Annotated in this window: 13 protein-coding genes; 8 read left to right on the forward strand and 5 right to left on the reverse strand. The window is 51.6% G+C overall.

The features are described from left to right. The first annotated feature begins 80 nt into the window (after positions 1–80). Together DFER_RS26885 and DFER_RS26890 are read left to right on the forward strand one after the other, a co-directional pair. The gene (locus DFER_RS26885; protein WP_015814825.1) at positions 81–1496 is read left to right on the forward strand and encodes a B12-binding domain-containing radical SAM protein; all 1416 of its coding nucleotides are present in this window, start codon (positions 81–83) and stop codon (positions 1494–1496) included. Further along, complete coding sequence (locus DFER_RS26890) at positions 1477–2280, forward strand: oxygenase MpaB family protein (RefSeq protein ID WP_015814826.1); 804 nt, start codon at positions 1477–1479, stop codon at positions 2278–2280. Before DFER_RS26885 ends, DFER_RS26890 begins: the two co-directional genes overlap by 20 nt. Here DFER_RS26890 and DFER_RS26895 read toward each other — a convergent pair. Beyond that, on the reverse strand, positions 2241–5465 hold the full coding sequence (locus DFER_RS26895; RefSeq protein WP_015814827.1) for an error-prone DNA polymerase: 3225 nt from the start codon (positions 5463–5465) through the stop codon (positions 2241–2243). The two genes, DFER_RS26890 and DFER_RS26895, sit on opposite strands and share 40 nt — an antisense overlap. Before the next feature lie 40 nt (positions 5466–5505). Next, positions 5506–7017 (reverse strand): Y-family DNA polymerase, encoded by a 1512-nt coding sequence (locus tag DFER_RS26900; protein ID WP_015814828.1) that lies wholly within the window; start codon positions 7015–7017, stop codon positions 5506–5508. 186 nt (positions 7018–7203) lie between these two features. On the opposite strand from DFER_RS26900, the gene DFER_RS26905 reads away from it, so the two are divergent. The 4 genes from DFER_RS26905 to DFER_RS26920 all read left to right on the forward strand — a co-directional run bounded on the left by DFER_RS26905 (position 7204) and on the right by DFER_RS26920 (position 9747). After that, positions 7204–7566, forward strand: a complete 363-nt coding sequence (locus DFER_RS26905) for an ArsR/SmtB family transcription factor (RefSeq protein ID WP_015814829.1) — start codon at positions 7204–7206, stop codon at positions 7564–7566. Further along, positions 7547–8056, forward strand: a complete 510-nt coding sequence (locus DFER_RS26910; RefSeq protein WP_015814830.1) for an SRPBCC family protein — start codon at positions 7547–7549, stop codon at positions 8054–8056. The genes DFER_RS26905 and DFER_RS26910 overlap by 20 nt, the downstream gene beginning before the upstream one ends. Positions 8057–8215: 159 nt before the next feature. Further along, positions 8216–8818 carry an HI_0983 family protein gene (locus DFER_RS26915; RefSeq protein WP_015814831.1) on the forward strand — a complete coding sequence of 201 codons (603 nt, stop codon included), beginning with the start codon at positions 8216–8218 and terminating at the stop codon, positions 8816–8818. Positions 8819–8877: 59 nt separating this feature from the next. Next, positions 8878–9747, forward strand: a complete 870-nt coding sequence (locus tag DFER_RS26920; protein ID WP_041735551.1) for a CE1 family esterase — start codon at positions 8878–8880, stop codon at positions 9745–9747. Positions 9748–9762: 15 nt separating this feature from the next. On the opposite strand, the gene DFER_RS26925 is transcribed toward DFER_RS26920, so the two are convergent. After that, complete coding sequence (locus tag DFER_RS26925; protein ID WP_015814833.1) at positions 9763–10524, reverse strand: ImuA family protein; 762 nt, start codon at positions 10522–10524, stop codon at positions 9763–9765. A 186-nt stretch (positions 10525–10710) separates the two neighbouring features. Between DFER_RS26925 and DFER_RS26930 the strand changes: the two genes are divergently transcribed. After that, on the forward strand, positions 10711–11979 hold the full coding sequence (locus DFER_RS26930) for a gliding motility protein GldB-related protein (protein WP_041735553.1): 1269 nt from the start codon (positions 10711–10713) through the stop codon (positions 11977–11979). A gap of 69 nt (positions 11980–12048) precedes the next feature. Next, positions 12049–12462 carry a hypothetical protein gene (locus tag DFER_RS26935; RefSeq protein WP_015814835.1) on the forward strand — a complete coding sequence of 138 codons (414 nt, stop codon included), beginning with the start codon at positions 12049–12051 and terminating at the stop codon, positions 12460–12462. A 48-nt stretch (positions 12463–12510) separates the two neighbouring features. Here DFER_RS26935 and DFER_RS26940 read toward each other — a convergent pair whose 3' ends face one another. Further along, entirely contained in the window at positions 12511–12891 is a 381-nt protein-coding gene (locus DFER_RS26940) for a VOC family protein (RefSeq protein ID WP_050774726.1), read from the reverse strand. A gap of 145 nt (positions 12892–13036) precedes the next feature. Then, positions 13037–13759 (reverse strand): 3-keto-disaccharide hydrolase, encoded by a 723-nt coding sequence (locus tag DFER_RS26945; RefSeq protein ID WP_015814837.1) that lies wholly within the window; start codon positions 13757–13759, stop codon positions 13037–13039. Positions 13760–13761 lie beyond the last annotated feature (2 nt).

The raw sequence follows: 13761 nt of genomic DNA on the forward strand, positions 1-13761 counted from the left end.
CCGAAATGCGGTGCGGCGTATTGTTTAATTCAAAACCATCATTTTACTTTGTAATGCAAAGTACTTTTTAGTAATGGGATATGAAAGTAAAAATGATCCTGCCGGCACTGACAGAAGCGGAGAACCCGCTGTGGAGGCCTATCAAGTATTCGCTCTTTCCGCCGCTCGGGCTGGCCACGCTGGCCGCCTACCTTTCGCCGGAGGACGAGATCGACCTGCAAGACCAGCACGTCGAGGCGCTTCGGACGGACGATGCGCCCGATCTGGTAGTGATTCAGGTGTACATTACCAATGCTTTTCGCGCTTACAGCATTGCGGATGAATACCGGAAGAAGGGCTGTTACGTGATTCTGGGCGGTCTGCATGTTACTTCGCTTCCCTACGAGGCCCTGCCGCACGCCGACAGCATTTTTATTGGTCCGGGCGAGGATACATTCCCGCGTTTTCTGGCGGATTTCAAAAACCGAACCCCGGAGAGAATCTACACTTCGACGGTCAGGACGCTGGCAGGCATTCCGCCCATCCGCCGCGATCTCATCAAGCGCAGCCGCTATCTCGTTCCCAATTCCATCGTTGTGACGCGAGGCTGTCCGCACCATTGCAGTTTTTGCTACAAAGACGCTTTTTTTGAAGGAGGGAAAACATTTTACACACAACTGGTGGACGACGCGCTGGCCGAAATTGATAGGTTGCCGGGCCGTCACTTGTATTTTCTGGACGATCACCTGCTAGGCAATGCCAGGTTTGCGGAATCGCTTTTTGAAGGAATGCGGGGAATGAACCGCGTTTTTCAGGGTGCTTCCACGGTGGACGCTATATTAAGAGGAAACCTGATCGAAAAGGCGGCCGAGGCAGGATTGAGAAGCCTTTTTGTGGGTTTCGAAACCTTTTCACCTGAAAATTTAAAGCAAAGCAACAAAAAGCAAAACCTGGAAAAGGATTACGCAAAAGCGGTCAACAGGCTGCATTCGCTGGGGATTATGATCAACGGCAGCTTTGTCTTTGGTTTGGACGAGGATGATGCCGACGTGTTCAAACGGACCGTCGACTGGGGTGTTAACCACGGCATTACCACGTCCACCTACCATGTTCTGACGCCTTATCCCGGCACGGAATTATACAAAAACATGGAGGCTGCCGGCCGCATCGTCACACGCAACTGGGATTTGTACGACACCCGGCATGTGGTGTACAAAACGGCGGGGCTCAGCGCCGAGGCGTTGGAACAAGGCTACTGGTGGGCGTACGACGCCTTTTATAGTTGGAAAAACATCATCAAATCCAGCCTGCACCATGATTCGGTGAAGCACATGGCCAAGCATTTTCTGTATACAGGCGGCTGGAAAAAATTCGAACCGCTATGGAATTTTATCGTTAAAACAGAAGGGCTGAATGCGATGCTGCCGTTGTTGGAATCGATATTGTCGAAGGTCAAAACGCTTCCTGGTGAGGAAGGGCAATCAAAAAATATGCGATATGAAATGGTTTGTGAATGAAGGCTCGATCGTTCGGGAAATCTGGGGGAAGGGGGATACGATACTGTTTATTTTTGCGGGAGCGTCGGCGGAATTTGCATTAAATAAGTCTGTGGATTGGCTCTATTTTACAGGAAAGTTGCCCGCAGATCCGCTGGGGCGGCTTTTCTCGACTGTGGCGTATGCGCGGCAAATTGTGTTTTCGGAATATGACGACGCGATGCACGCCATTCGTCAGATCGCTTCGATCCACCAGGGCGTGGAGCGGAGCCGCAACGCCCGCATCCCCGACAGTGCCTACCGCGACGTGCTTTTCATGCTGATCGATTACTCCATTCGCTCATTCGAAATGCTCGAAAGAAAGTTGACAATGGCGGAAAAAGAAGAGCTGTTCCATGTTTTTCGCGCGGTAGGCGATGGCATGGGCGTGCCCGGGTTGCCTGCGGACCTGCGCACGTGGGAGCGGATGCGCGCGGAACATTTGCAGGAAAACCTTGTCGAAAGCCATTTCACCGTCGATCTCTACCGGCAATACCGGAAACACCTGGGCTGGTACCGCTTCCATTTGCTGAAAAATGTGCAAATGCAGCTCGTTCCCGAGCGCGTGAATGCATTGCTTGGCATGGGGCGGGGATGGCTTGTGGACTTGCTGCTTCCGGTTTACAAAGTAAGCCGGGAACTGGGCGTGGGGACGTTCCTTCGCAACCTGCTGCTGCCTGCGGACTACAAAATGCAGGTAATCGATCTCGACAGGGTTTCGCCTGGTCACCGGAAGTCGCGCGATGCGGGGAAAATCTCTGCCTGAACGTTTTTCCGTGCCTGCAACTTCCGGCCTTTTGCCAGGGAGTCGTATTCGTCCTTTTCGTCGGCGCGCGATAAGGTGAGCACATCCGGCTCCTGTTCTTCGTGGGGCCCCAGCTGCCGCAGCAATCCCGATGCATTCATGCATTTGCTCACCACTACGTGTATCACAGAGCCTTCTTTTTGCACTTTTCCCTCGACCATCAGCAATTTGGAGCGCAGGATTTCTTTGCGATAAGTGTCAAAAAGATTCTGAAAAACGACCAGGTTTGCCGTGCCGGTTTCATCTTCCACGGTGATAAAGCAAATGCCGCTGGCCGTGCCCGGCCGTTGGCGTACGAGCACCAGGCCTGCCACTTTCACTATCCGGCTATCCGGAATAAGTTCAAGCGCTTTGCTCGGTACAGCGCCGAGTGCATCCAGCTGTTCGCGCACGAAGCTGACGGGGTGTTGCTTTAACGATAGCGACGTGGTGGCGTAATCATGAATTACATGCTCGGCGAGCGTCATTTGCGGCAATTCCACGTCCGCTTCACGGGGCGACGGTTGCCCGGCAAAAAGCCCCATCGGTCGGTCAGCCAATGCGGATGCCTCCCAGAATGCCTGCCGGCGGTCGAAGCCGATCGACCTGAATGCGTCCGCATCGGCCAGTTTTTCCAACGCGGTATGCGATATGCCGGCTTCGAGCAATTGATGGATATGGGTAAACGGTTGCGTGCGGGCATTGGTGAGAATCTGCATTTCTTCCTCCCTAAGCCCTTTGATCTGCCGGAAACCAAGCCGCAATGCGCATTGTTCGCCGGGGATGTTTTCAAGCGTATTATCCCAAAAAGAGTGGTTAATATCGATCTCCCGCACTTTCACATCGTGATTGCGCGCATCGATCACGATCTGGGCCGGGCGGTAAAAACCCATGGGCTGACTGTTGAGCAACGCGGCCGCAAACACATCGGGATGATGGCATTTGATCCACGACGACACATACACCAGCAATGCAAAACTCGCCGCGTGGCTTTCCGGAAAGCCGTAACTTCCGAAGCCTTCGAGTTGTTTGAAAATCCGCTCGGCGAAATCTTTTTCGTAGCCGTTTTTGACCATTCCGTTAACGAGCTTGTCCCTGAGTGTGTTAACAATGCCTTTGGATTTAAAAGTAGCCATGCTTCTGCGCAATTCATCGGCCTCGGTGGCGGTAAAACCTGCTGCTACAATGGCGATCTTCATCGCATGCTCCTGGAAAAGTGGAACACCCAACGTCTTTTTCAGAATGTCTTCGAGTTCTTTTTTGGGATACACGACCTCCTCTTCGTCATTCCTTCTGCGCAAATAAGGATGCACCATGTCACCCTGAATCGGGCCGGGACGTACAATGGCTACTTCAATGACGAGGTCATAAAAACACCGTGGTTTTAGTCTGGGTAACATCGACTGCTGCGCCCGGCTTTCGATTTGAAAAACACCGATTGTATCGGCTTTGCAAATCATATCATACACATCCTGATCATCCGGCGGGATACTGGCAAGATTATGCTCAATGTCATAGTGTTGTTTTAGTAAATCGAATGCCTTGCGAATGCATGTGAGCATGCCAAGTGCCAGCACGTCGATTTTCAGAAAACCCAATGTGTCGATATCGTCCTTATTCCATTCAATGCAGGTGCGGTTTTCCATTCTGGCATTGAGAATAGGGCAGAGGTCGGACAATTTGCCTTGCGTGATCACAAATCCACCGGTATGCTGGCCCAGCTGCCGTGGGAAACCCATGTATTGTCTTGTTAAATCGAGGATTTTAATCAAATGCGGGTCATTGGGATTGAAGCCGTGCTCGGTAATAAGCTTGCCGTCAAACCACTCGTCTGTAAACTCCCATAACGAACTCGACAGGCGACTGATCGCATCCATGGACATGCCCATTGCTTTCGCCACATCGCGCACCGCACCTTTTTGATGCACCTGCGTAACAGTGGCGACGATACCGGCCCGGTCTCTGCCATATTTGTTATAAATGTACTGCATGACCTCCTCGCGCCGCTCATGCTCGAAATCGACATCAATGTCCGGTGGCTCATTTCGGGAAGAAGAAATGAACCGTTCGAAAAGCAGGTCAATTTCAATAGGATCTACGGAGGTAATGCCCAGACAATAGCAAATAACCGAGTTAGCGGCCGAACCGCGTCCCTGACAAAGAATTTTTTGTTCGTTTGCAAACCGGACAATATCATACACCGTTAGAAAATAGGCGGCATAATTCATTTCCTCAACAAACTTAAATTCGTGTAAGATTTTAGCATGAATATCAGGGCGGATACCTTTCGGAAACCGCTTTTTCGCTCCCAGCCAGGTCAAATGTATCAGTTCTTCCATGGGCGTCCGCCCTTCCGTCGTCAGCTCTTCTGGGTATACATATTTCAAACTGCTCAACGAAAACTGGCAGGCGTCGGCGATTTCCTGGGTTCGCTCGATGGCTTCGGGGAATTTCATGAAGAGGCGCTGCATTTCGGCGGCCGGTTTCAAGTACCGCTCGGCGTTTTCGTGCAGGCGGAAGCCAGCGTTGTAAATGGTGCATTTCTCGCGGATACACGTAAGCACGTCTTGTAATTCGCGCCTTTGGAAGTTGTGGTAATGCACGTCGTTGGTCGCTACGAGGGGGATGTCGAGGTGCTGGGAAAGCTGGTCGAGGCGGTAAAGTTTTTTCATGTCATCGCCCTGGTAAGAGCGTATCGCACCGAGATAAAGGCTTTTTCCGAGCGCCCGTCGATATTCCCGCAGATTTTGCTCAAAGGAAGGGTCGAAGTCGAAGGACTCGTTGAGTGCGGCCGGCGGCACCGCAATGAACCTGATCCCTTCCGCGTACCGGTACACATCGGCCTTGTAAAGGTCGCATTTGCCTTTTTCCGTGCGAAGGTTGCCTTCGGTGAGCAATGCGGAAAGGTGGCTGTAAGCTGCCTGGTGCGTAGGATAGGCCAGCAGGCTGGGGCCGTCGAGCAGGTCGAGCCGGCAGGCGGGGATAATGCGGAAATCCTTGCCCTTCGCGGCCGCATGCGCACGTACCACACCCGCGAGCGTGTTGCGATCGGTAATGGCAATGGCTTTGTAACCCAGCTCAATTGCCTGGCCGACCAATTCTTCGGGATGTGATCCGCCACGCAGGAAGGTGAAATTCGTGGTGACTTGTAGTTCCGTATAGTTCATGATGATGAAGTGTAACCCGACAAGCCGTAAAGGCTGTTTATCAGGCAAAAAAACCGTGTAAAAACCATTCAGGGCGCTCTGCTTCCTCTTCTTCGGAGTACGGCCCGAGCCTGAAAACCCAGTAACGCCGCCCGTCCTGGTCTTCCAGTGTGTAATAATCGCGGTGGAGGCCCTGTTGCAGCCACCATTCCTGCTCGATGCGCTCGGGCCCCTCGGATTTATCTATATAATGTACTTTACCCTTGTGCCTGAAAACGGTGGGAGGGTAGTCGGGCACGGGCGCGGTTACCTCAATGATCTCCGGTTTCGGGAGCAGGAAAACCGGTCTTTGGCGATCGGTTCGCCAAGTGGTTTTCGGTTGCTCGCGGAGTGAGGTAACCAGTTTGACAGACCTTTCCGGCCAATGGTGTTCGTCGGGCAGGTAACGATGCACGGCGTCGGTGCCGGTCCGGCCGGTTACGGCATCGAGCAGCTCGGTAATGGCAGCGCTTTCGAAACCGCCCGTTGTGTCCCACATGGTTTCCTGCGTAACGCTCATGTCTTCCACTTCGGGCGCTTCCAGCAGAAACAGTTCGATCCCGAAACCGGGGGCGATGGTCTTGATTTTCAGCTCAAACAGCCGGAAAAGGTGCTTGACATGATGCGACGCCCGATTGGTTACAATATCGATCCGCTGCACCTGGCCATCCACGCGATAGCAGCGCAAAACGCTTTTGCGCAGCCCTTTACCCTCTTTCGCCAGGCGGCCGCAAAGCGTTTCGAGGAGTTTTTGCAAGGCTATTTCAATGCCCGTGGCGGTTACGATGGGTTCCAGGCAGGGGAGCCTTTCCTGGTAAGGGGTAGTTTGCCGGATCGGTTCGATGAATTCATGCGCATAGCCCAGCGCCTTGTTCAGCTTTTCCATCAAATCCTCTCCGAAACGCCGGCGCAGCATTCTGGCGGGAATGCGGACGAACCCGCCGATGTAATAAAAGCCCAGCTTCTGCATTTTCTCTACCGTTTCGGGCGGGAGGCGGAGGGCGGCCGGCGGCAGTTTTAGCAGCCCGTTATGCGGCTCGCCCGGCGCAACGATCGTTCCCGAAACCCCGAAATGTGCATGCGCCCACGCCGCGCCAACGGTGCCCGCCAAGGCTGCACGGGCGGTATAGCCGGCCTGATGCAGTTTGGCGATGAGGTCATGCACATAGGCTTTTTCGCCGCCCCACAAATGGGCACATCCCGTTATATCCAGTATCAGTCCGTCGGGCGTATCCAGGGCAACGGTGGGCGTGTAGCGGAGGCACCACTCGGCCAGCGACCGCAATGCCTGCCGTGCCACTTCCGCCTCGTCGTCGAGCACGATGAGCGACGGCAGAATGGCCCGGGCATCAGCCACCACCATACCCGCTTCAATGCCCAGCGCTTTTGCTTCGGCGCTCGATGCGGTGACTACCATGCGCCCGCGCTCCGGCACCGCGAGTGCAAATTCAAGCCCGTAAAGCTCCGGCCGGACGCGAATCTGATGGTCCGTCGCCAGATTTGGGAACCATATGGATGCAAAACGATCTGGCATTGTAATGATTTGTTGATGAAGTGGTTATATAGTGATGATATTTTAAATATCTCAAAATAGATTACAATAATATCAAAATGAACTGAAAGTTGCGAGTGATTTTCATGCTTGTTGAAAAAAAATTCTTAAAAATATTGCGTAAGTAAATACTTACATATAATATTGTGTAAGCAAATACTTACATATATGTCCGTTGAAGCAAGAAGAGATGTTTTTCAGGCCATTTCAGACCCTACCCGCAGGCAAATCATTAACCTGATCGCCTACCAACCCATGAACCTGAATGCCATCGCAGACAATTTTTCGATCAGCCGGCCGGCGGTGTCCCAGCACATCAAAATACTGATCGAATGCGGGATGGTGGAAGTGAGGCAGGAAGGGCGGGAGCGGTTTTGCGAAGCACGACTGGGAGCTTTGAAAGAGGTTTCCAACTGGGTGGATCAATATCGTCAGTTCTGGAATGCGCAGTTCGACTCTCTCGATCATTATTTGAACAAAATCCAAAACAACAAACAATCCGATCAATCAAATGGAAAATCAGACAGCTAAAAAAGCATCGCTTACCATTGTACGTCAATTTAAGGCGCCTCAGTCGCTCGTTTTCGATGCCTATGCTTCGAGAGAGGCCTTTGCCGAATGGTGGGGACCGGCGGGATCAACCCTAACGCTCCTCAGTTTCGACTTCCGGGAAGGCGGCAGGACGCATTACAAACTGGATAACGGCGGAATGTCCATGTGGGCACTTTTCCGCTATCAAAAGATCGAAAAGCCCGATTCCATCCAATTTCTCAGCGCATTTACGGACCCCGAAGGGAACATCAGCTCATCGCCGTTCCCGTTCGACTTTCCGCTGGAAGTGCACAACCAAATTACTTTGAGCGAAACCAACGGCGTAACCACCCTCACGCTCCACGCCGAACCCGTGAATGCATCGCCGGAGCAGGAGAAAACCTTTTCGGACCTCAATGCAAGCATGCACCAGGGCTATGAAGGCACCTGGGGCCAGCTGGACGCCTACCTTGCCAGGGCTCAGGGCTGAGATCACCGTTAGCTCAAAATATTGTGACTCAGGGAAGTTATAACCGGGTTAACGGCCTTTGCGCGTTGCGTTTAGGGATATGACGTGATAAGTTTGCGATCCGGCCAGCACTGCGCCGGATCGCATTTCTGTTTTGAAATTAATCCTACACGCATAAAAATGATCATTCCATTCATTTCTCTCGTTGCCGCTTCACTGCTGGCCTCCGTTCAGGGTTTTGGTCAGAGTGGCAAGCCTGTTGTTGATTACCTGGGCATTCCGGGGCCAATTGTGCTGCAAAAGAAGAGCTATCAGCTGGCGTGGTCGTCGCACCCGGACGCCTCGCTTTACAAGCAGGAATACCTGGTTTCCGGCGATGCCCTGCCGAATTATCAATCCATGATTACCATTGATTTCGTGAATACCTCTGCAAGTGTTGACGATGCCGTAGGGGCGAAACTCCGGGAATTGGAACAATTGAAAAAGACGCTGGATGTTCGTTATGAGGTAATTGGTAATGCGGCAACGGGCGAGAAGATCATCGACTGTCTGCTGGGCCAGTCGGCCGCCGATGACTCAAAAAGCATTTACGAGCATGATGTTTACCGTTTCAAGTCGGTTACGGCGAAGTCGGGGCAGAAGGGCATTCTGCTCTACGCACTTAGTAACCGCGCTTATGGAAAGGACATTCAGCCGTTTCTGACCCGATTGAAATCCGAGCGAAAGACGCTCATCGCGGACGTTGCCAAAGCGCCGCTTCCCGACATTACCATTAAAAAGTAAAAGCGGATGTTGAAGCGTTGATGATTAACTTGCGGAAATTAATCCATTTGCGTTCACTCATGTTTAAAAAGCTCCTTTCCGCATTCCTGATCGTTTTCGCATTCACAGCCAATGCGCAGCACGTGCTCGATTCTTTGTTGATCGAGGGCCATTACCGTGTTTTTGCATACAATCCGGCGCTGAAAGTCAGGCCTGGTGCGAGCCTGGTATTTGTCATGCATGGTTCGGGTGGCGAGCCCATGGGCCTGGTGAGCCGCGGTGCAAAAATCGAATCGCATGCGGCATCCGATAATGTGATGGTGGTGTATCCGGGAGGTTATAAAAGATACTGGAATGAATGCCGGAAGGCTTCCACAGCGCTGGCCAATGTCCAGAATCTCAATGAAGAGGCGTTTTTCGAAGCGCTGATCGATCTCTTCGCTTCCAAATATAAAATCAACAAAAAACAGGTTTTTGCCACCGGTTTCTCGGGCGGCGGGCATATGTCGTACAAGCTGGCGCTCACGATGCCGGGTAAGATCAGGGCTATTTCGGCCGTTGTGGCCAATATGCCTACCGACGAAAATATGGATTGCACACCTATGAACGTGCCGATCCCTGTGATGATCACCAATGGAACGGCCGATCAGACGAACCCTTACGATGGCGGGGAAGTGAAAACTACGGGCGTCACGCTGGGCACGGTCCGGTCGACGGACCAATCATTCCAATATTGGGCGAAACTGGACGGATATGCAGGCCAGCCTGTCAAATCCATGATGCCGGACGCGGATACTTCCAACAACATCACCGTGGAAAAATACACTTATCAGGCCAAGGGCAAGCCGGAAGTAACCTTGCTGAAAGTCGTTAACGGCAAGCACGAATTCATCACCGATTTCGATATGTTCGAAGAGTCGTGGAAGTTTTTCAAGAGGCAGATCAAATAAGCAGATTTCTTTTGCCTAAGCCCTTTGCGCAATGTATGGCGAAGCGCCTGTGGTAACTGCCGCGGCACGGCTTTCGGTTTCCTTTTCGAGGTATTCAAATCGCCCTGCTACCCATTGCATATCCCATTGGCCTGGTTCGCCATTCCTGATTTTTTGCAATTCCACTCGCCAGCAGGGATGTCCCACACCCGGCATCCCTGCTTCAATATGACTTGCCAGTGGCGTTACCTGCCAGCGCGACACGCAGGCAAGCGTACTCACCGCACGCGGATTGATCCGATGCAGAAAGCCCGTAACCCGGCTCTGCTCCACCGCCAGTTGAAGCCGGCGCGATTCCGTAAATGTGATTTCCCGAATTTCCCCGACCACCGCCGCCAGCGACTCACATTTCAGTGCCTCTTCCACAGCCCAGATCACATCTTTTTCCCGGGCGAGGTCAATAAAAATCACGCGATGCGGCTCGATGCCAAATGCTTTGAGCGCCGTTGCGAACACGATCGGGCGGATTCCGATCCACAGGCATATACCGTGTTCTCCCATCAGCTTGCCCAATAATCCGGCCATGAAACCGGTTGTTGCCGCCGCGCTTTCAGGGTCGGTGCTCACCCATTCGTGCACCGCGCCGATAGGAAAAGCACCGTTCGGAAACGCCGAATCCATTGCTCCAAGCCCGAAGTCGATTTTCCTTCCCCCAACAGGCGCCCGAAATCCCTGCAAAGCAAGAATATCTTGTTGCAGCCTGCTAAACATGCCGTTTTTCAGGAGCGGGCGGGACATATGGAACGTTTTTGAGTTAGTTTTGATACTTTTAATATCAATAAATGGATTTCAAAAATAGCAAAATGCGTTCCAATTACAATGGTTTTTGCCGATAGTATTTTGAAACTCACCCTTTGAAAAGTGATTTTAAGTACGGATTGGAAGGTGATATAGATTAGGTGATCCAAGATCGAATCATACGCAATGAAATCCTTCCAACTGCTAGTCACTTTTTTGCTTCCATGCATTTTGGGTCATGCGCAACGTATACCGGTTGGTATGCGGTATGAAAAGACCGCCGATAGTCTTTATGAATGTAAAAACTATTCATTAGCAGCTTATTACTACTTGCAGTCGGTTCCTCTTAAAGACTTTGACACCAAAAAAAGGGATATGTATTACAATGCAGCCTGCTGCTTCGCATTAACTGCCCAGGCTGACAGTGCGATTCTGATGCTGGAAAAGGCAATCGAGCTAGGTTATACCAACAAAAACCATCTTACAACAGACCCTGATTTAAACTCAATTCACACCCATGCAAAGTGGAAGAAGTTGGCCGGGGAGGTTCAGGAAATCCGAAGCTTGAACAGCGACCCAGCCCAAGTCAGGATTGTAACGGATGACATCTACCGGTTCTGGGATGCATATGATAAGGCTAACACGGATTCTGGTCATGTCAGGGAAGTTTTTCAACAGTTTTACTTTGATATGGCTAGTCCGGGAATGAAGGATTACATGGGAGCCAAGGTAAGCTCAATTGACTATTTTTTGAAGCACATCCGATCGGCGCCTTTGTTCTATCAGGCTATACGTAAAGCAACCCTTCAAATAGACGATTTCCGGAAGGATTTTCAATGCAGTTTTGTGGCTTTTAAAGAAATATACCCAGCGGCAAAGTTTCCCGACATTTACTTTGTAATGGGCGCCTTCACAAGCGGAGGCACTGTTTCGGATGCAGGACTTCTTATAGGGTTAAACCAGGTATGCCTTTCGGATGATACTCCGGTCGCTGAATTTGACTCGAAAAAGAGGAATTTATTGAGTGAATCGAAGTTTCTTCCCAATCTGATAGCGCATGAGCTTATTCATTTTCAACAACAGGGCATGCGGCGCGATACCACCACGTTAAGCCATTCGATCAAAGAAGGAATGGCCGATTTTTTGGGAGAATTAATCAGCGGACGAACGGCCAACCACCGATTGTTCGAATGGGCAAAAGGCAAAGAAAAAAATATCTGGATGAGGTTTAAAAAAGATATGTATTTAAACCGATCTTCTGACTGGATTGCGAATAGTGATCGCTCAAATGCAGGTGATCTGCCGGACCAGGGTTATTGGGTAGGGTACCAAATCTGTAAAGCTTATTATGACAAAGCTCCCGACAAGAAACAAGCTGTTGTAGAAATGCTGAATATTCGCGACTACAACTTGTTCCTAAAATTGAGCGGATGGGAGGAGAAAATCGAAAATTAACGCTTAGATGACATGGAGCTACAACTTCCTGGTAACAGACCGTGTCACACGTTAAAATTCGATTTCTCTATGAAAAAATTCCTGGTGCTGGCTGCCATTGCACTGGCCTGTTCCGAAAAGAAAGTGGGTATCCGCACCGATTGCGTGGCGGTGGAGCGGGTGACGGTTTCGGCGGATTGCTATAAGGATACCACCGGGCTGCTGCTCACGGCTGATTCGCCTTCTTCCATAGCCCTCGACTGGGTCCTGGCACCGTTGCGGGATACCACTGGCGCGCAGACGTACGTGCCCGTTTACATGACTACGACTTCAAACCAGCTCGTGGTGCCGGACAGTCTCGTGCGTAAATACCCGAAAATCGGGGTCGCTTTTGTAGGGGCCTATGGCTGTCCTTCCGATATTTATTTCAGCTTCGTCCGCCGGATGGACGGCGATTCGTGCGCCCGCTGGTACTTGCAGGAGCGTTTTGTGAAAGGGGATTAAATGCAAAAAACCGGAGCGTGGCCCCGGCTTCCGAAATACTTGCATTCGCTATTGCGCCCGCACGTCGATCATCCAGTCGATGCCGTACTTGTCTTTGAAAGCGCCGAAAATTTCTCCCCAGGCCTGTTTGGCCATCGGTACGGTAATGACGATGGCGCCTTCGCTGAGCTGTTCGAATTTTTTACGGAGATTAGCTTCGTCGAAGCCGCTGAGCGAAAGCTGGATCTTGTCGCCTGCCAGCGGTCCGGGCTGGGGGCTGTCGCAGGCCATAAAATCGACCTCGCCGCCCATCAGCGTGGCGTGCATGATCTGATCGCGCATGGCCGCGGGGCAGCTGTCGTCGACCTGGCCGAAGGTCATCATGCTCACTTCACCGCCGAAAATGCTTTTGTAGAAATCCATCGCTTCACGGCAATTTCCTTCAAACATTAAATACGGGTGTAATGCAGGTTTTTCCATTGTGCTTCAATATTATGGTGGCTGAATAGTGTTACAACACAAAGGTAAATGCGCCCGGAGAATGGCTGCGGGTGATAACGGGACAACGAAAGGGGGGCAATGCGACATCGCCGTGTCACAGTTTCCTCAAATTGATATTCCTGTACCAAACCGTGCTGCCCCAATCCTGCAAACCAATGCGTCCGTTGTAAGTGCCTTTGGCGATGGGAGCGGCTTTGAGCCCGCTGTTGGCAATGCGCTGTTTCCAGTCGGCGCCGTTAAGGTCGTGCTCCTGCACCATAAACTCGTTCTGATAAACGGTCAGCTTGCCCTTTTTGACGATAAAATGGATCTTGTTCCATTCTCCCTGCGGGTTACCTTCGCGCAGTCGGGCATTGGCAATACCGAAGAAATCGCTCGCGCGGTGGGTGTTTTCTTTGGCGCCTTCATATATTTTATCGTCGATCACCTGCAATTCAAGGCCGGTGTTGTGCATGTTTTGATATTTGGGAGATTCCTGCACGAAAAAGAAAATGCCGCTGTTCGCGTATTTGCTCACCTTCCATTCGGCCTTGAATTCGAAATCGCCGTTCACGAGCTCGTCGGTCACGATATCACCGCCGTTTTTGGCTTTGTTGCCGGCCCGCTCGGGCACATTGAGCTTAATGGCCCCATCCTCGATCAGCCAGGCCGAGCCGGGCGCCTTGCCGTTGTAGGCGTGCCATCCTTTGAGGTCCTTGCCGTCGAACAGCAGTTTCCAGCCTTCTTTTTTCTCGGTGGCGGAGAGGCTGTTGAGCGTCTGGGCGTAGGCGTTCGCGGATAGCAATGCAGCGAGTGCGGTAACGAAAAAACGGGTCATAG

The organism is Dyadobacter fermentans DSM 18053 (genome assembly GCF_000023125.1).
Taxonomy (GTDB): domain Bacteria; phylum Bacteroidota; class Bacteroidia; order Cytophagales; family Spirosomataceae; genus Dyadobacter; species Dyadobacter fermentans.